This window comes from Bradyrhizobium sp. 35 (assembly GCF_023073215.1).
GTDB lineage: Bacteria > Pseudomonadota > Alphaproteobacteria > Rhizobiales > Xanthobacteraceae > Bradyrhizobium > Bradyrhizobium canariense_D.
On sequence record NZ_JADPJC010000172.1, the window covers coordinates 1 to 17,374 of the forward strand.

Here is a 17,374-nt window from a genome sequence, read left to right on the forward strand (position 1 = left end):
CAAAGGCAAGGCCTCAGCCCCTTACGAGTTCGGCGTGAAGGCCTCCATCGTCACCAACAATCGCCGAGCTCCCGGTGGCCTGTTCGTACTGCATGCCAGGTCGCTGCCCGATAATCCCTACGACGGTCATACCCTGCGGGACGTCATCGACCGCACCGAGGCGCTCACCGGCTGTCCGATCGAGCGGGCCTATGTCGACAAGGGATATCGCGGCCACGACACGCAAAATCCACGTCGCGTCTTCATTTCGGGCCAGAAGCGCGGCGTGTTCGGCGCCATCAAGCGCGAGCTCCGGCGCCGCTCCGCCATCGAGCCCATCATCGGACATCTGAAGGCCGAAGGTCACCTTGGCCGCTGCTATCTCAAAGGCCGCGCCGGCGACGCCGCCAACGTCGTGCTCTCAGCAGTCGGCCACAACTTCCGCCGTATCCTCGCCTGGCTCAGAGAACTCTTGTGCCTCTTCCTGATCCAGCTATCGCATACGCTTGCCTGTCCGCTCCCGCTCAATTCGGCTTCTTAACGGACGACTGACGTCTAGCAGTGCTGAAGCGCCTGAATGAACCGACTTGAGAACACTGAGAGAACCATTGGATTCGAGCACGACCGCATCAACGTCTTCAATGCGATCGATCCCCCGCGAGCGCACCGCGGCACGGACATCCTGCTCCGCAATCCGGTGTCTCTTCATTTTGAAGCGATGAATTTGCCGTGACGAAAGACAAGCTCTGGAGGAGGGTTGAATATGACCCGAAGGCGCGGCCAGCGGGTGTAGATGGTGGCGAACATCAGCTGCAATCCCAGGAGAAGAGCAAATGCCAGGGTACTTTGCAGGATTGAAACGCGTGCCGATAAGATGCCCGTTGCCATCGCAGACCCGAGCGCGATGGTGACTATGAATCCGAAGGCATTCCATTTTGCCAGCGCGCGCTGACCGAAGGCGCGGATCAGAATGATGATCACGAAATACGAGAGCACAGCGGCCACTGCGGTGTGGATGAGCGCCTGCCAACTCGGAGCAAATTCAGCCATAAAGTAATTTCCAACAAAGTGCCTGTTGCCCGGCGCATCTCTCCTATGACTGAATGCGCCGGGCACTTCGCTCCAACTGCGGCGCATCACCACCTATGATGAGCGCGGACGACGCCGTGATGATGATGCCGGTGGTACCTTGGCGCCCAGCCGTAGCTATGACGCCAGGGATGTGCGCGCCGGACGGTATATCCCCACGGTCTCGGCGAGGACCAGCCGTAGCTATCGCGCCAGGGGCGCGGGCCCCAGGCGTATGGCCGCGGTCTCCAACCATAGCCACCCCAGTAAGGTGTGTAGGTGTAAGCCGGATAGTACCCACCGTAGCCGTATGGGTATGTGTAACCATAGTACGGCGGATATTCCTCATAATACGGGGTCGCAATGGCGGAGCCGATCAGCGCTCCTGCCAGCAGTCCCGCGCCGATTCCCCAGCCGCCGCGCCAGCGAACCTGCGTGAGACTATCCTGCACTGTCGACGTGTGCTCCGTCGGGCTCGCGGCTGCCGAGAGCGGTGTCAGGGGCGCAGCCTGGGTACTGCTGATAGGAGATATCGCGATCAGGCCGGTGAGAGAAAGGGCAAGTGTGAGTCTCCGCATCTGTGGCTCCTGTAATTTCAGAATGCCGTCTCAACATCAGCCTGCAATCTTGGTTTCTGGAGTCAAGGGTTCGGGACACTATGTCGCGCCGATTGCTGGTCAGACACACGAGTGTACGACACCGTACCAACTCCATCGCCTCCGTACCTTTTCAGTAGTATTCCTGAACTAGGCAGCCTGTTTACTTTCGCGCTCCAGGAAGCCTTCGACGTAGATCATGCGGACAGCAACGAGCAGGACAGCGATCAAGGGCGTGGCAACGATCAGCCCGATCAAACCAAAGAGAGTGCCAAGGATCGTTTGGGAAAGGATCGTGAGTGCGGGTGGCAGCGAGACCGTTCGTTTCTGGATCCATGGTGCGATAACATTTCCTTCCAACAGCTGGATCGTCAAAAACAAGAGCCCGACCCAGGCGGCAAGGGCAGGAGACTGTGCCAGAGCCACAAGGATCGCCGGCACTGCGCCGGCAAGTGCCCCGATGTATGGCACGAAGTTCAGAAGGGCCGCCAGTAGGGCCAGTGATAGTGGCAAGGGCGAACCGATGAGGAGAAGGCCAAATCCGAGGAGCAGACCAACGATCAGCATGTCGACGAGTTGACCAAGAAACCAGAGCCTAAGCGTAGCACCGAGCTCTCCGGCAACTTCTCGGCCGCGAGGTCGCCAGGCCGTTGGAAGCAAACGAAGCGCGCCTTCGAGGTACAATTGGGGCGACGCAGCGAGGAATATCGCTGTCGCCGCCGTCACGACGAGAGTGCCACCTATGCCGAGAACGGAGCCAACGACGCCTGTGACGTAGCCGGTCAGGCCGGTGCGCAGAGACTTTCCGGCGATCTGCAGCTGTTGAGCCAAAATCGAGCCCCACGGGTTGTTTTGCAGTTCGCCCCATATCCGTGCCAGCTGGGTTCTCAGTTGCTGGCTGATCTCGTCGGCTTGATTGAAAATGGCGCTGCCCCTCCACCACAGTAGCGCACCGAGTGCGAGGCCTGTCACCAGAATGGCGAAAATCAAGGACGTGTACGGCCCAAGGCGCGTTACGCGACGGACCGCGTTGCTGGCACCCCGCAAAACACAAGCGATGACCACGGCGCTGAACAAGAGCAACAGTATGTCGCGAAGCAGCCAGACCGAGAGGGCGAGAAATAGAGCCATTGCGCTTACACGGAGGGTGCGCTCGATATGCCTCACATGAACAGTCAATTTGTCTTCCAATTCGTCTCCTTTGTCGGAACAGTCCAGATTCCGAAGCTCGACATTGAAGTTGCGCTGGCGAGACCACTCGGAACATCATCGCGGCGATCGCGTCGCGATGTATGTAATACTCTGTTGCGGCCTCAAATGTTCTTGTAGGCAAACGAATAATTCTCGTCCGAAGACCCGAAGCACTAGAGCGAGCTCGGGCATCGTGTTGCTGATCGTCGTTCACTTCTGAGGAGATGGCATGAACAGCGTTCTAATCTCCGGGGTTGGAATTGCCGGACCCACGCTTGCCTATTGGTTGAAAGCAGCCGGCTTCCAGCCGACGCTCCTCGAGCGCGCCTCCGCTCTACGGAGCGGAGGCTATGTCATCGACTTTTGGGGGCTGGGCTACACCATCGCTGAACGGATGGGATTGATGCCGGAGATCAATCGCGACGGCTACTACGCCCGAGAGCTTCGGATCGTAGATGAAGCTGGCCGTCGGCTGGCCGGCTTCGGTACCGACGTCTTCTCCGAGTTGACGAATGGACGATACGTTACTCTTCAGCGCAGTGACCTCTCGCGCATGCTGTTCGAACGGACCAGCGGCGTCGAAGCCATTTTCGGAGACGAGATCATTCTCGTCGAAGAGAAACCAGATTGCGTCGAAGTCCAACTGAAGCACGGCGGCAGGCGCAGGTTCGACCTTCTCGTCGGGGCAGACGGCCTGCATTCAGCCGTGCGCAGTCGGGTCTTTGGACCACAGGCTCAGTTCGAGCGGCGTCTGGGGTATATCGTGGCTGCATTCGAAGCTCACGGCTATCGACCGCGCGAGGAGGATGTGTACCTGATCTACTGTCAGCCGGGCCGCATGGTAGGCCGCTTCACGCTGCGTGACGATCGCACCTTGTTTCTCTTGGTATTTGCCGAGCATCACTCAGTTTTTCCGGAAACGCCGATCTCGCAAAAGGCGCTCCTTCATGAAGTCTATGGCGGAGATGGCTGGGAGTGCGATCAGATGCTCGTCGAACTGGAGCGCGCCGGTGAACTCTATTTCGACACCGTCAGTCAGATCAGGATGCCGAACTGGTCACGAGGTCGGGTGGCGCTCATTGGTGATGCGGCGTTCTGCGTCTCGCTCCTGGCAGGGCAGGGATCGGCGCTGGCGATGATTTCAGCTTATGTCTTGGCCGGTGAACTCGCCATGTCCAGTGGACGATGTTTGGAGGCGTTTGCGGGATACGAGGCGCGGCTGAAGAGCTATATAGGCCGGAAACAGCGAGGTGCGGAGCGCTTTGCCGGGGCCCTGGCGCCGAGAACGCGTGTGGGAATGCTCTTCCGCAACGTCGTGGTCAGAAGTTTCTCGATCCCGGGACTGGCGAGGCTCGCAATTGGGCGGGACATCGCCGACGAACTGGAGCTTCCTGACTACCGCTGGGCGGGGACATGAATCGACGGACAACCACTAAGGGCGTCCAATGGCGGTGACGTGGGGGCTCGGTGGGCGCGGATTGTCGCCATGCCTCTTGGCAGGAACTGCCTTTCGGAACCAGAGTTCATATCGGTGTCTGTGCGCAATAGTGGTCAAATGCCCTCGGTCCTGACTTACGGCACGCGAAAAGCCCTGATCGGCAGCAGCATCAAGCCGTTTGCTGAAGAGCGGAAGGTCAGCCTTCTCGTGCTTTGCGCGCTCGCCTTGGTCATTGGCGTCATGACCGGACTTGGCGCCGTCGGCTTTCGCGCGCTAATCGGCCTCGTGCACAACTTGTCTTACAATGGCAGGCTGAGCGTCGTTTACGACGCAAACGTCAGTGAGGGCCCCAGTCCTTTCGGCGACTTTGTTCTTCTTGCGCCTGTGATCGGCGGCCTCATCGTCGTCTTTCTCGTCCGGCGGTTCGCTCCAGAAGCAAAGGGACATGGCGTACCCGAAGTGATGGACGCCATATTCTACAAGCGCGGCAAAATTCGGGGTTCGGTAGCTTTGATAAAGGCGCTGGCGTCCGCAATATCGATCGGAAGCGGCGCCGCCGTCGGGCGCGAAGGCCCTATCATTCAGATAGGCTCAGCCCTGGGCTCAGCCTTTGCTCAGTTCATCGGGCTCTCGACCCGGCAGAGGATCACGCTGCTGTCCGCGGGCGCGGGCGCGGGCATCGCCGCGACCTTCAATACTCCGCTGGGCGGCGTGCTGTTTGCTCTGGAAATTCTTCTGCCGGAAGTTTCAAACCGGACATTCCTTCCAGTCGTCGTGGCCACGGGGGCTGCGACGACGATCGGGCGCATCCTGATCGGTCCGGACCCGGCCTTTTCGGTTCCGGATGTGCAATTCAGCATGGTTGCATCCTTCAATGCGCAGGAAGCTCTCGCATTCGTCCTGCTTGGCCTGTTGTCTGGAGCGGCAGCCTGGGCGTTTATCCGTCTGCTCGTCTTCATGGAAGATGGCTTTCCGAAGCTGTCTGCTAACGAGTATGTTCAGAACATCATCGGCATGTCGTCAATCGGCCTAGTGATGGTGATGCTCACGCATGGCTTTGGACACTCCTACGTCGACGGAGTGGGCTACTCTGTCATTCAGGAGATACTGGACCACAAGATGACAGCCGCCGGGTTGCTGGCGCTGCTCTTCGTGCTGAAGCTGTTAGCAACGACGGTCAGCCTCGGTTGCGGGGCGTCGGGCGGAATATTCTCGCCATCGCTTTACCTTGGCGCCACCCTGGGGGCCGCCTTTGCCGCTGCAACCGATTCAATCCTGCCTCACTCAGGGCTAACGCCATCCTCGGCCGCGATCGTTGGAATGGCGGCCATCGTCGGCGCAGGTACGGGCGGCGTCATGACGGCCATCGTGATGGTGTTCGAAATGACGCGCGACTACGCAATCATCGTTCCGGTTATCGTTGCGGTGGCGTTGGCTGCAGGCGTGAGGCGTGCACTCGTCAACGAGACGATTTACACAGTCAAGCTCCGCCATCGCGGGCACCGCATCCCAAAGGAACGGCATATCAACCTCTACCTGGTGAAGCAGGCCCAGGACATCATGGAAAGGCGCTTTATCGTCTCCAGGGTAGGAACGACACTAAAGCAGGTCATGGCTGCGGAAGACATCGATGATGCACTTCCTATCGTGGTTGAGCGCGAAGGCCGGATCGTTGGGCTGATCCCACCGCGTTCCGGCTTATGGGCGGAGTCGCAATCCAACCCAGTTCTCGCGGTCGAGCAGTTCGTCGAGCGGCGGATGATGATTTGCCGGGATCAGGACCTTCTAAGCTTGGTGTTTGCCAGGTTGAAGCGCCATCGTGCCGGCGCGGCAATCGTCATCCGCTCTGCCTCGCGCCCGCGCGTGAACGATATCGTCGGCGTCCTCACCAAACGCGTCATCGCAGATGCCGTGATCGACAGCTATGAGGATTGACCGAGCGGAGCCAGGTCCCGTCGAGAGAGCTCACCTATTGACCTACAGTACGTCTTGCAACCCAGCCCAGAGTCGAGCTTTGGATGATGATGCTGAACAGGACGACCGCATAGGTTGAGGCGAGTATGGCGGACTTGGCGGGGCTATCCGGCAGCGACAAGGCCAGCGCAACTGAAATGCCGCCACGCACGCCTGCCCAGGTCAGGAAAGGTGCGTTGCGCAACGAGAGCAGCCGTGTCCACCCGAACAGAAACGGCTGTACCCCAACCGAGGCAAACCGCGCGAAGAGGACGACTGGCACAGTTGCCGCCGCCAGAACGAGACTGCGAAGATCAAATCGCAGTATCAAGGTCTCGAGCCCGATAAGCAAAAAAAGGACGGAGTTAAGAATTTCGTCGATAAGTGTCCAGAGCGCGAACAGATACCCCTGTGTCCGCTCACTCATCGCATATCGCGGTCCCCGGTCGCCGATGAGAAGACCTGCGGCGACCATGGAAAGCGGCCCGCTGACGTGCAAATGAAGCGCGAGCGCATAGGTCGCAGTGACGAGCGCAAGGGAGATCAGCACCTCGATTGCATAATCGTCAATGAGCCGCATCGCGCGATACGCGATGTAGCCGCTCAACAAGCCGAGCACCATCCCGCCGCCAGCTTCGCGAACCAGTAATTGCGCGACATCGGCAACCGAGACATGCGCACCATCGTCCGAGCTCGCGAAACGAAGCAGAATCGTGAACAGGACAATTCCGACGCCGTCGTTGAACAACGCTTCGCCCTCGGCCTCGATCTGTAGCTCTTTCGGCACGTTCGTGTTGCGAAGCGTGGTGAGAACGGCCACCGGATCCGTCGGGCTTATCAAGGCTCCGAAGACGAACGCCCAGGCGAGCGGCACGGGTAAGTTCATAAGGCCGCAGATCAGCCAAAAGATCAGACCGACGAGCGCCGTAGAGATCAGCGTGCCGAATACGGCCAGAAGAAGCACCGGAAATGCGCGGCTCCTGAGTGTCTCCAGATCCACGTGCAGGGCGCCAGCGAACAGAAGAAATGCAAGCATCCCGTTCACTACGACTTCGGCAAAGTCGATCTGCCGGAGCCCGCTGGCAAGCTGGTCGAGCAGTTGAATGTCGGGAATTGCCGCATCCAAGCCGATCAGGAGCAATGAGGTCAGGACGCTCATCACGAGAAGTCCTACGCTGCGGGACAGTGGCAGGAATTTGTGATTGAGCCAGCCGAAAACGGCCGACAGCGTAAGCAGAACGGCGGCAATATCCATCAGCGAAAGCACAGCAAGTTCCGTTGTTCTGGTGAGTGCGTTTGCTCCGCCCGCTACAGGCCGCTGCTTCCCGGATCGATCGAAGGAGCCAGGTTCAAGATAGCGACTTCTGGGCTGGTAACAACCAAAAAGCTGCATGTCCCCATTCACCTAAGTCAAACCGGATGCCGCCGAACCCTAATACCTCTCTCCGCAGGCTTGCCGCGTCTTCGACATTTGAAAAGAGGAACTATTGCTTGTCGGCTTGTACTGATGCATCTGCGGCCAAAGATCGCGATAACGATTGTCGATGGGCTCGTTCACTCCGCATTCATTGAACAGACATGAAGGTTCGAAGCGGGTACACGAAGGAAACATCATGAAGAAATTAGCCTATGGTTTCGCCGCCGCTGCTTTGCTTGCGGGCATTCATTTCGCGGTTCCCGCCAATGCGATGACGGCGCCTCCGGCCGGCGCAGCGGCAACATCCGAAACAGTGCAGGTCCGCTATTTCCATCATCATCGGAGGGTTTGCACGGTGCGGACCATAGTCAAGCGCGGTTATCATGGCCGGCGTATCGTCAAGCGCGTGCGTGTCTGCCGATAGGTGCGAACCTTCGAGGGCCGCGGTCCAGGCGGCCCTCGCCTTGGCCACGGCGGCCTTTGCCGCAGAGTGCGTGGGGTTCGCCTACGGTCAGTCTATGTGTCCGAGTGGGGCACCGCGCCTACATCGGTAGCTGACGATTAAGAACCTGAGAAAAACGGCGAGCTGCGGCTTCCAGCGCCGCGACACTAAGAGCCATGAGCAACGTGCCGAGGACGATGAGCGCCAGGAGTGTATTCATGATCAGATAAGCTCTTGCCAAAACAATCCCGGTCTCATGAGAGTCCGAGCTTCGACGATTCCGATCAGCATCTGGTGGGTAGCGCGCTGGCACCCGTTCAAGCGATTGCATACGCCGAGAACAGAAGGCAGGTGAGGTATACACAGGCGAGGCCAATGCCCGCAGTTCTCGCCACGCGAGCATCAACCGGCGAGCGTGTCCTGGCTGCGAGCCTCGGCAATTTTTCATATTGTGCAAAGAGCTGGCGACCGGCACGTCCGCGGAAAAATACATTTCGCATGTCTGCCTCCAAAGAAGTTGATCCGTTCCAGATGCGGAGTGCAGCATCCGGAAGAAATCGGGTTCTGGCGGTTTCATCCGCTCGAATGAGGATAGTTCACCATGCCTCGTCGGATAGTCAGGACATGAGCGTGGCTTGTCCGGATAATCCTGACGTCCGCAAGCGGTGCGGCCGGGGCTTTGCACGATTCCGGGTCAAACTTGATCGGTACTCTTTGCCGGATGGCTCAACCAGCCAAGCGCCACGCCGTGGCGCACTATGTCGGCACGTGTGAACAGTCCGAGCTTTTCCACTGCTCTGGCCTTGTAGGTTTCGACAGTCTTGATGCTGATGTTGAGCTGATTGGCGATTTCCTTGTTGCTAAAGCCTTGCGCGATGAGTCTGAGAACCTCACTCTCGCGCGGTGTCAGCTCGCTGGCTGCCGAAGCGCCGGAAGACGGATGTGCGCCCCGCGTCGATGGAAGTGCCTTCTCTGCTATTGCGGGATCCAGATACAACCCACCTCCGGCAATCGCGCGAACTGCGCGCTCGAGCTCGTCGGCCGCAGAGCGCTTCAGAAGATAGCCGCGAGCTCCCGCCTGCAGCATGGGCTGAACGTAGGCGTGGTCCTCGTGCACGGTCAGCGCCAGCAGACGGACCTGAGGTAGCTGTGTCGCTAGGGTGCGAGCGACTTCAAGGCCACTGAGGCCGGGAAGGGAGATGTCCAGGATGGCAATGTCTGGCGTCGCCTGGCGAATGACAGCAAGGGCGGTTTGTCCATCCGTTGCTTCCCCGACGATCTCGATGTCCTGCACGTCCTGGAGCAACGCTTTCATTCCCGCTAGAACAAGCGGATGATCGTCAGTCAACGTGATCCGGATCGGGCACATAGCCGATCTCCTCTGTTGGCACCGGTATTCTCATGAAAAGAGAGGTGCCGTGGGCGGGTTCAGATTCAATGGCCAAAGATCCGCCCAGCAGCGTGAGGCGTTCCTCGATTACGGACAGGCCCAATTTGTCATGGCGGCTCTCGCCCTGCGAGAATCCCTGAACGTCGAAGCCGTCCCCGTCGTCTTCGACGACGATCCTCAGCTCCGCTATGCGCCGGTCGATGACTACACTGACGTTTCGAGCTCGCGCGTGTTTGACGACGTTGTTTACGGCTTCCTGAACTGCGCGGTAGACTGCGATTTCGACGTCCTGGCCGAGGCGATCTTTTTTGCCCAGCGGCTGAAAGTCGACGCTGACCCCGAACCGGCGCTGGATCTCGGCGCAGAATGCCTCCAGCGCCTTGTAAAGGCCCAGGTCATCAAGGGCAGTCGGGCGCAGATCAGACGCGATTTGATGGATATCGCGTCCAATCCCTCTTGCGAGTCCTTGCAGCCAATTGAGCCTCTCCAATCCGAGCTTGCGTTTGGGGCTCGTGCCCAGAAGCGGCTCCAGGTTCTTCAGACCGAGAAGTAGACCTGTGACCGTCTGGCCGATCTGATCGTGAAGCTCTCTTGCGATTCGACGGCGTTCATTTTCTTCCGCTTCGGAAAGACGTCGAAGCAGTTGCTGTCGCTCCAGCTCGGCTCGCTTGGTCTCGTCGATATCCAGAATGACGCCATACACGACGTCCAAGTTCTTATCATCGATGCGAGACAGCCGCCCGCTGGCCCGCAGCCACCGGCTGTGAGGGGGAGCGGTCCGGAAATCAGCAATCGCCACGTTTCCCGAACGGCAACTCAGCAAGGAAGCCTCAAAGTTCCGCTGGTCGGCGGGATCAATACAGCTCAGTATCCGATCGATCGGAAGGATCGTATCTCCTTCGGAGCGCGAACCGTCTATCCGGAGCATCTCTCGGGCGCGGGGCGACACGATCGCTTCTCTGCTCGCAAAATCGCAGCTGAACACGCCGAGATCTGCGGCATCAATCGTCAGCCTCCGTCGCTCTTCACTTGCGCTGAGTGCCGATGCTGCCTGCGCCTCTTGCTCGCGCCGGCGAAGCGAAATGTCGCGTATGGTGTACCAGGCCAAAGTCAGAGCCAACACGAAGCTCAAGACCCCGCCTCCGGCAAGGAAAATGGCTGAGCGCTGGACAGGCCCATTCAGTTCCTGCGTCGGTATCCCGAAATGGACCGACCATCCGCTGGTTCCGGGTATGACTTTGTAGATCGAGTCGACTTGTTCGCCGGCAGGCGTGGTTTTGACGTAGCTTCCTTCTGGCGCTGAGGCTATCGCCTGGCGGACCGTAGCGCTGGCAGATTGTCCGAGTTCGGATTGTTCACCGAAGGTGCGGGCGACGATGTTCCCCTTGGCATCGACCACGAAACCCACCCAGCCGGCCGGGGCTCCTGCGCTCTTCAAAATCTGGCTTATTGCATCGGGCACCAGGGCCACCGTGAGTACAAACTTCAATTGCCCATCGCGCTCAACGGGGGCCCTGACGGCCACCACGCGTTTGCCGGTGATGGGACCACGTGGCCCAATTCCGCCGATCGCGGGCTTTCTCGTTTTCAGGATCTGTTCGAAATTCTCTCGGTCGGCGGTGGCACGCATCCCATCTCCGAGTGGACGGCTGACATCAAGCACCTGATTCCCGTCAGGATCGACGAGCTGAATCGTCTGCCAAAGAGGACGTGCTTCGTTGACACGCGTCGCTTCGCGATAGAACGCGTCAAGGTCCGGCTTGTCGAGTGTTGCGGAAGCCGCGACGGTCTCGGCGATCTCGAGCTGGAGGCTGATCTCGGAGGCAAGCCGGTTGACGACGCTATCGAGCGTCTCCACGGCGGCAGCCTGAGAGCCCCTGCGCTGCTGCTGCGCGTTCAGGAAAACGACCCAACCCGCAAAAAGCGCAAGAGGCATCGCTGCCGCGATGAAGACGAGGATCAAGGGGCGGCGGGCTGCGCGCCGGGAGATTGAGGTGGGCGCCTCCTTGCGGGTGGGTATCAAATGAGACAGCAAAACGCCCACGTGCTGGCACTTCCCCGATATTTCTGGTTCTTGTCAGGTTTTTCCCGACAGTTCTATCGGTCACCCTGACTCCCAGGATCGCTCGATCCATCCCATCGTACAGGCAATCATTGTAGCGGTCTAGAATTGGGCTTGACATGGAACATTCTTCATCGCCGCTGCGGTTGATCGAAAACGAATTCAACCCGAAGCGGCTTGGTTTGGACGAGCCCTTCTGCGGAACTAGCCGCAACGAACTCGTCTCCCGACTGTCGGCTTCATCGCAGTGCCGTTTGCTCGAAAGCTGCGAGACGGTGTCTCTGAACAAAGGGCAAATTCTCTACGATCGCGGCACTCCTCTTCGCCATGCCTACTTCATCGAGTCCGGCGGGTGTTCTGTCACGACCCGTGCGGGCGACTGCCTGCCGGTCGAGATCCATACGCTCGGGATGAAGGATTTTGTCGGCGTGCCGTTGGTCCTGGGCATGCACGTTTCACCGCACCGCTGCAGCGTGAGAGTGCCGGGCCAAGCGCTTCGGATCCAGTCCGATCAGCTGATTTCTTTGATCAAGAAGGACGTCGAGCTTGAAAAGATGCTTTTAGGCTATGTTCAGGCGATCCTGATTCACAGTTCGCAACTATCAGCCTGCAATTCCAGGCACACGCTGCACCAGCGCCTCGCGCGGTGGCTCCTGGTTGCCAGCGACAGGCTCGGGTCTCGCGAGGTACCTTTCACGCACAGTTACATAGCCAATGCTCTCGCGGTCCGGCGCGCCGGCGTTACGGTCGCTCTCGGGAGTATGATGCGCGACGGAGTGATTGGATGTCGCAGGGCGGGGATCGTCGTCATGGACGAGGCCAGGTTGAAAGCGATGTCTTGCGATTGTCATGGGATCATCCTGTCGGCGCACAACCGTCCTTGTGCGGTGCCGCCCCTCCGCATTTCATATTCGTGAACGCGATTCCCTGCTGCCGTTAAGGCGACTGTACGGCAGCCAACAGAGTCTAGATATTCTTGAAGCGATAGAGGCGGAGATGTCATCGCAAGAAAGCCGGATCCGAACCGATACCGAAGTTCTGGTGGGAGCCTTGGAGGAGGCCCAAAGGCTACTTGCCGTTTACGAGAACCCCTGCTGCAATCGCACCAGGGACGACATTATCGCTATGGTCGAGTTCATCATATGCAACCCTTCCGTGACACGTGCAATGCTTCATCAAAAGATGCGCAGCCGCCTCAAGCTGGTCGGATAAGTCTCGTGCGGCAGCGTACCTTCGCATGCAGGCAAACGAAACTTGCGAGCGTGCGATGAGTTGACGATGATCCAACACAACTAGGAGCAATCGTCATGAAGACATCACTTTGCATTCTTGCCTCCGCGATGCTGCTGGCTACGCCTGCCATGGCGCAGTCGTCCCAGAACAACGCGACGACCGCGGCGCCCAACATGCAGCCGGCTGCCTCGACCGCCTCCATGCACAAGGAAAGTGAATGGCGTGCATCGAAACTCGTTGGTGTGAACGTCTATAACAACAGCAACGAGAAGATCGGCGACATCAATGATCTGATCCTGGATTCCAGCGGGCGGGTTGCCAACGTGGTGATCGGGGTGGGAGGATTCCTTGGAATGGGCGAGCACAACGTCGCCGTAACATTCGATCAGCTCAAATTCGCCAAGGAACCGGTGAAGACCGTGTCCAGCGATGGCGCTGGAAAGACCGGCAATGCCGGTTCGACGAGCACGACGGGAAGCGCATCAACGTCGGCCCACCGAAGCGACAATTGGTATCCGGACCACGTGGTGCTGAACGCCAACAAGGATCAGCTGAAGAAGATGCCTGAATTCAAGTACTGAGCCGATTTCGGTCGGTATTTCCATGCTTATCGGCGGTGTCATCTGAGATGGCGCCGCCTTTTCCAGTTGTCTTTGATCCGGTCGGCTAGATTTGTGTAGCAGGAAAAGCAGTCTTGAATTTCCGCATTGAATCGATCAGCTTGCGTGCCGCTGGCTGAGGTCGACGATGTCTGATGAAGCACTGCCGGAAGAGGTAGAGGAGCTTGTCCGACGCTACATTCGCTCTGTGGCGCAGCTCGAAGCCCTTTTGTTCTTCCACAAGCGGCCCGGCGAGCGGTTCGACGTGGAATCGCTTGCTGCACGTCTTTACGCGGGCAAGATCGAGATGGCCGATGCTCTAGCGTCCCTGAGGAAGGATGGCTTCCTCGACGGCGAGGCAGGGATCTATGCGTTTGCGCCGCGGCCCGAATTGCGGCCAGTGGTCGATAGCTTGGCCTTGGCGTATTCGCGGCATTTGATCCCAATCACACATATCATCCACAACAGCCCACACCGCATCCAGGCATTTTCAGATGCCTTCAGGATTCGAAAGGATTAGTCATGGCTGCGGTGATTTACACACTTTGCGCGATCACGAGCGGCTTTTGTGCATGGCTGCTCATTCGGGCATATATCGGTAACAGGTCGAAGTTGCTCCTATGGAGCGCCGTCTGTTTCGCGGGTCTGACTTTCGAAAATGCTGCTCTCTGGATCGATAAGATCGTATTTCCTCAGGTTGATCTTTCCGCCGTGCGTTTATCGATCGGCCTGTTCGCCATGGCGGTCCTGCTTATCGGCATGATCTGGGAGGCCGACTGATGGACCATTTGAATCCCGTTCTTTCAGGTGCGACGGCATTCGCATCGCTCCTGGCGAGCATATATTTCCTGAAGTTTTGGCGTAAGACGGACGACACCTTTTTCCTGCTCTTTGCGGCTGCGTTTGTGATCGACGCCGTTGCGAGATTTGTCCTGGCTGTGGTGCAAGTGACGAATGCGAGCGAGCCGGTGTACTTCATCCCGCGCCTGATCACATTCGGTCTGATTGCGCTTTCGATCGTCGGGAAGAATGCGCTGCCGAAGAAGCGCAAGTGAAGCGCGAATTCAAGAGGCGCTGACTGGCAAGATTGCTCGGGGTGCAACCGTACAACCGGTTTCGCGCTTTGAACGACGGGCAGGGGAATTGACCACTGACCTTACCCGGGACGGATGGAAAGGTCATGCCGTCAGGAGAGGCGGACCCCAGCCGAGGAACGCTGGGATCCCAGCTCCCGCCGCGCGCTAATTCACCCGGACGTTGGCGGGCTGCTGTGTGGGACAGGAGTGATCTTCGGCAGAGCGCGCACAGCTTGCTACGCGACGAAACACGGTACAGTTCTGTACAATTGGCAGCCGATCTGCCCCGCTGCCGCTTGCTCGCGGGCGACCTCCGAAGGATATTGCGCAGGGGGCTTTCATGATCAGCAAATCGAATCAAACGGCACTCGGTGTGTTTCCGCAAGCGTACTGCCTGTCTTGCGAGGAAAAGACGCCGCATCGGCATGAACGGCTGGCAATCCACGGTACGCAAATGGCACGTGCGACTTGTCTCACCTGCAACAACGAGCGTACGGGCTTTGAGGCGGGGAAGCGGCTCGCCAATCCGAGCTAACAGCAGCCGTCCTTTGGTCTGGTATATATTCGCTTACTACCGCTTAGCGCAATCGGCAGTGCCCAATGCGCCGCGAGAGCTGCGCCTGCTACTAGACGGCTCGAGCAAATGCCTGCGGATAGTCGGGGTAGCTCCGGAGTGACCCCGATATCGTACAAGGAGTTCTTCCGCTATGGCATTTTCGGCCTGGTGGTAGCCGCAGTCGTGGCGTTCGGTATCTCGCCATTTACCGGAGGAATCGTGCAGCAGTGGTCGCGAAGCGATGTTGAAGCCAGATCCAAGCTGGTCTTCAACGCCATCCAGCCGTTGCTTAGTCGTGATCTGGAAGACCAGGCGTGGGACCGGCTCTCGGACCTTTTCAAGAGAGTCGCGCTCGACAAGAAGATTCTCGCGGTTGGATTTTGTGATCCGGAAGGCTCGTTGCTCGCGCCAACTCCCGAGATGCCGGCGAGCTTCTCCTGCGAAAAGTCAGCCAAATCCGAGAACGACAGTTTCGCAAGCATCGCCAGCGGGGGGCGACGCATTCTTGTAGCTGCGTTTCCGATCTCGAGTAGCCGAGGTCGTTCCTACCTCGTCATTCTAACCGACCTCAGCTTTGCGGCGGCCAGGTCCAGCCAGGTGCTGGCGTATCTGCTCGCCGCGCTTGCCGGCGTCGTTCTGGTCCTGACCGTTGGCACGATCATTTTCGCCGTCCTCATGATGCGCGGCTGGATGAAGGCATTGCGACGCGCGGTCGAGGAGGTCCGTCGAGGTGCTCAGGGAGTGCACCTTCAACTCGGTCGCTCGTCTATCGATCGAGAAATTCACAAGCTGTTGCGTAGCGCCGAACAAGTTACGTTTACAAGCCAGATCGAGTGGACGCCGAAATCGCTTCAAGAGGTGCTGCAAAGCGTCTTGCCGGGGGCCGAAGTTCTCGTCCTTTCCAATCGGGAGCCTTACATTCACAACACTTCGGAAGCGGGGACTGTGGTGCAGCGGCCGGCGAGTGGATTGGTCTCGGCCCTGGAGCCGATCATGCGTGCCTGCGGTGGCACTTGGATCGCACACGGCAGCGGCAGCGCCGATCGGGAGACTGTCGACGACCACGATAGGCTCCGCGTCCCCGAGGCAGCCCCGGCCTACACGCTTCGGCGCATCTGGATCTCTGAGAAAGAACAGGACGGATATTACTACGGTTTTGCCAACGAAGGGCTCTGGCCATTGTGCCATATCGCTTTCGTGCGCCCTACGTTCAGGTCCAGCGACTGGCAGACGTATCGGCAGATCAACCAGCGCTTTGCCGATGCAGTCGTTGCCGAGGCGCGGACCGAGGACCCCATCGTGCTGGTCCAAGACTATCACTTCGCGCTTGCTCCGAGAATGATCCGTGAGTGCCTGCCGAAAGCCACGATCATAACTTTCTGGCACATTCCGTGGCCGAATGCAGAAACCTTCAGCATTTGCCCATGGAAGGCCGAGATCATTGAAGGAATGCTCGGCAGCACCATCGTGGGATTTCACACCCAATTTCACTGCAACAACTTCATCGAGGGTGTCGATCGCTTTGTGGAAAGCAGGATCGACCGCGAAGTGCAGGCGGTCAGTCTCGGTGGACATGAGACCAGAGTACGTGCCTATCCGATCTCGATCGAATGGCCACCAAGAGAAGTGGAGAAATTGCCAGCTCCCGCGGAATGCCGATCCGGTATCATCTCGCAGTTCGAACTGACGGAAGGAACGCGACTGATCGTGGGTGTCGAACGCTTCGACTACACCAAAGGCATTCTTGATCGCATGCGGGCGGTCGACGCGCTCTTGTTGCGCAATCCGGCTTGGAGGGACAGGGTTACCTTCATCCAGATCGCAGCACCGACGCGCAGCAAACTCAGCTCGTACTCGAAGCTCCAGGCTGAAGCGGAGGCGCTCGCTGCCGAAATAAACGAGCGGCACCGCGGTCGCCAACCCTTGATGCACTTGATCGCGCGACACTACGAGCCGTCAGACGTGTTCCGGCTGTTCAGAGGGGCCGATGCCTGCGTCGTCAGCAGCCTGCATGACGGAATGAACCTCGTCGCGAAGGAGTTCGTTAGCTCGCGAGAAGACAACGCTGGGGTTCTTATCTTGTCGAGTTTCACCGGGGCGTCACGAGAATTGTCCGAGGCTCTTATCGTCAATCCCTATGACACCGAAGAAATGGCATCGACCCTCGAGCTTGCACTTACGATGCCAATCGAGGAGCAGGCCGAGCGCATGAAGCTCATGCGACAGCAGGTAAAGGAGCATAACGTCTATCGCTGGGCAGGCACGATGCTGGTGGACGCAGCGAGAAGTCGCACCCGCGAGCGGGTTCTTGGTCTGGCCACTAAGGCCCGTCACGGCGTGAAGCCGATCTGAGCGGTATCTCTTCAAAAGCGGT

The 17,374-nt window shown here is 58.7% G+C and carries 15 protein-coding genes and 1 pseudogene; 11 read left to right on the top strand and 5 right to left on the bottom strand.

The genetic code is table 11. From position 1 onward, the window contains the following. A pseudogene (locus IVB36_RS39615) lies at positions 1-520 on the top strand (IS5/IS1182 family transposase); the annotation flags it as partial. Between the two features lie 164 nt (positions 521-684). Here the strand turns inward: IVB36_RS39615 and IVB36_RS39620 are convergent. Further along, a complete protein-coding gene (locus IVB36_RS39620) occupies positions 685-1,029 on the bottom strand; it encodes a hypothetical protein (protein WP_247395119.1) in 345 nt (114 codons plus the stop codon). Between the two features lie 764 nt (positions 1,030-1,793). Then, positions 1,794-2,834 (bottom strand): AI-2E family transporter, encoded by a 1,041-nt coding sequence (locus IVB36_RS39625; protein WP_247395121.1) that lies wholly within the window; start codon positions 2,832-2,834, stop codon positions 1,794-1,796. A gap of 229 nt (positions 2,835-3,063) precedes the next feature. On the opposite strand from IVB36_RS39625, the gene IVB36_RS39630 reads away from it, so the two are divergent. Together IVB36_RS39630 and IVB36_RS39635 are read left to right on the top strand one after the other, a co-directional pair. Beyond that, positions 3,064-4,251 carry an FAD-binding domain gene (locus IVB36_RS39630; protein ID WP_247395124.1) on the top strand — a complete coding sequence of 396 codons (1,188 nt, stop codon included), beginning with the start codon at positions 3,064-3,066 and terminating at the stop codon, positions 4,249-4,251. 138 nt (positions 4,252-4,389) lie between these two features. Next, the gene (locus IVB36_RS39635) at positions 4,390-6,207 is read left to right on the top strand and encodes a chloride channel protein (RefSeq protein WP_247395127.1); all 1,818 of its coding nucleotides are present in this window, start codon (positions 4,390-4,392) and stop codon (positions 6,205-6,207) included. A gap of 34 nt (positions 6,208-6,241) precedes the next feature. On the opposite strand, the gene IVB36_RS39640 is transcribed toward IVB36_RS39635, so the two are convergent. Continuing rightward, the gene (locus IVB36_RS39640; protein ID WP_247395130.1) at positions 6,242-7,492 is read right to left on the bottom strand and encodes a sodium:proton antiporter; all 1,251 of its coding nucleotides are present in this window, start codon (positions 7,490-7,492) and stop codon (positions 6,242-6,244) included. A 346-nt stretch (positions 7,493-7,838) separates the two neighbouring features. Here IVB36_RS39640 and IVB36_RS39645 point away from each other — a divergent pair, with 346 nt between their 5' ends. Beyond that, the gene (locus IVB36_RS39645) at positions 7,839-8,066 is read left to right on the top strand and encodes a hypothetical protein (protein WP_247395131.1); all 228 of its coding nucleotides are present in this window, start codon (positions 7,839-7,841) and stop codon (positions 8,064-8,066) included. A 712-nt stretch (positions 8,067-8,778) separates the two neighbouring features. Here the strand turns inward: IVB36_RS39645 and IVB36_RS39650 are convergent. Together IVB36_RS39650 and IVB36_RS39655 are read right to left on the bottom strand one after the other, a co-directional pair. After that, complete coding sequence (locus IVB36_RS39650; protein ID WP_247395135.1) at positions 8,779-9,453, bottom strand: response regulator transcription factor; 675 nt, start codon at positions 9,451-9,453, stop codon at positions 8,779-8,781. Further along, positions 9,425-11,518, bottom strand: coding sequence for a cache domain-containing protein (locus tag IVB36_RS39655; RefSeq protein WP_247395138.1), 2,094 nt, complete (start codon positions 11,516-11,518; stop codon positions 9,425-9,427). Before IVB36_RS39655 ends, IVB36_RS39650 begins: the two co-directional genes overlap by 29 nt. A gap of 137 nt (positions 11,519-11,655) precedes the next feature. On the opposite strand from IVB36_RS39655, the gene IVB36_RS39660 reads away from it, so the two are divergent. The 7 genes from IVB36_RS39660 (at position 11,656) to IVB36_RS39690 (ending at position 17,352) form a co-directional block, all read left to right on the top strand. Next, on the top strand, positions 11,656-12,453 hold the full coding sequence (locus IVB36_RS39660; RefSeq protein ID WP_085402321.1) for a Crp/Fnr family transcriptional regulator: 798 nt from the start codon (positions 11,656-11,658) through the stop codon (positions 12,451-12,453). A gap of 390 nt (positions 12,454-12,843) precedes the next feature. Further along, entirely contained in the window at positions 12,844-13,350 is a 507-nt protein-coding gene (locus IVB36_RS39665; RefSeq protein WP_247395140.1) for a PRC-barrel domain-containing protein, read from the top strand. 166 nt (positions 13,351-13,516) lie between these two features. After that, positions 13,517-13,888: a hypothetical protein gene (locus IVB36_RS39670; RefSeq protein WP_007607493.1), complete on the top strand. Its 372-nt coding sequence runs from the start codon at positions 13,517-13,519 to the stop codon at positions 13,886-13,888. Between the two features lie 2 nt (positions 13,889-13,890). Beyond that, positions 13,891-14,148: a DUF5985 family protein gene (locus IVB36_RS39675; RefSeq protein WP_247395142.1), complete on the top strand. Its 258-nt coding sequence runs from the start codon at positions 13,891-13,893 to the stop codon at positions 14,146-14,148. Next, a complete protein-coding gene (locus IVB36_RS39680) occupies positions 14,148-14,423 on the top strand; it encodes a DUF5985 family protein (protein WP_247395144.1) in 276 nt (91 codons plus the stop codon). The genes IVB36_RS39675 and IVB36_RS39680 overlap by 1 nt, the downstream gene beginning before the upstream one ends. 361 nt (positions 14,424-14,784) lie before the next feature. Further along, positions 14,785-14,979 carry a hypothetical protein gene (locus IVB36_RS39685; protein WP_247395146.1) on the top strand — a complete coding sequence of 65 codons (195 nt, stop codon included), beginning with the start codon at positions 14,785-14,787 and terminating at the stop codon, positions 14,977-14,979. Positions 14,980-15,087: 108 nt separating this feature from the next. Beyond that, entirely contained in the window at positions 15,088-17,352 is a 2,265-nt protein-coding gene (locus IVB36_RS39690) for a trehalose-6-phosphate synthase (protein WP_247395148.1), read from the top strand. Positions 17,353-17,374: the final 22 nt, after the last annotated feature.

Excerpts from the sequence above, each read along its gene's own strand:
- IVB36_RS39620 (WP_247395119.1), bottom strand. The coding sequence starts at position 1,029 with ATGGCTGAATTTGCTCCGAGTTGGCAGGCGCTCATCCACACCGCAGTG.
- IVB36_RS39630 (WP_247395124.1), top strand. The coding sequence starts at position 3,064 with ATGAACAGCGTTCTAATCTCCGGGGTTGGAATTGCCGGACCCACGCTT.
- IVB36_RS39635 (WP_247395127.1), top strand. The coding sequence starts at position 4,390 with ATGCCCTCGGTCCTGACTTACGGCACGCGAAAAGCCCTGATCGGCAGC.
- IVB36_RS39645 (WP_247395131.1), top strand. The coding sequence starts at position 7,839 with ATGAAGAAATTAGCCTATGGTTTCGCCGCCGCTGCTTTGCTTGCGGGC.
- IVB36_RS39650 (WP_247395135.1), bottom strand. The coding sequence starts at position 9,453 with ATGTGCCCGATCCGGATCACGTTGACTGACGATCATCCGCTTGTTCTA.
- IVB36_RS39660 (WP_085402321.1), top strand. The coding sequence starts at position 11,656 with ATGGAACATTCTTCATCGCCGCTGCGGTTGATCGAAAACGAATTCAAC.
- IVB36_RS39665 (WP_247395140.1), top strand. The coding sequence starts at position 12,844 with ATGAAGACATCACTTTGCATTCTTGCCTCCGCGATGCTGCTGGCTACG.
- IVB36_RS39670 (WP_007607493.1), top strand. The coding sequence starts at position 13,517 with ATGTCTGATGAAGCACTGCCGGAAGAGGTAGAGGAGCTTGTCCGACGC.
- IVB36_RS39675 (WP_247395142.1), top strand. The coding sequence starts at position 13,891 with ATGGCTGCGGTGATTTACACACTTTGCGCGATCACGAGCGGCTTTTGT.
- IVB36_RS39680 (WP_247395144.1), top strand. The coding sequence starts at position 14,148 with ATGGACCATTTGAATCCCGTTCTTTCAGGTGCGACGGCATTCGCATCG.
- IVB36_RS39685 (WP_247395146.1), top strand. The coding sequence starts at position 14,785 with ATGATCAGCAAATCGAATCAAACGGCACTCGGTGTGTTTCCGCAAGCG.
- IVB36_RS39690 (WP_247395148.1), top strand. The coding sequence starts at position 15,088 with ATGCCTGCGGATAGTCGGGGTAGCTCCGGAGTGACCCCGATATCGTAC.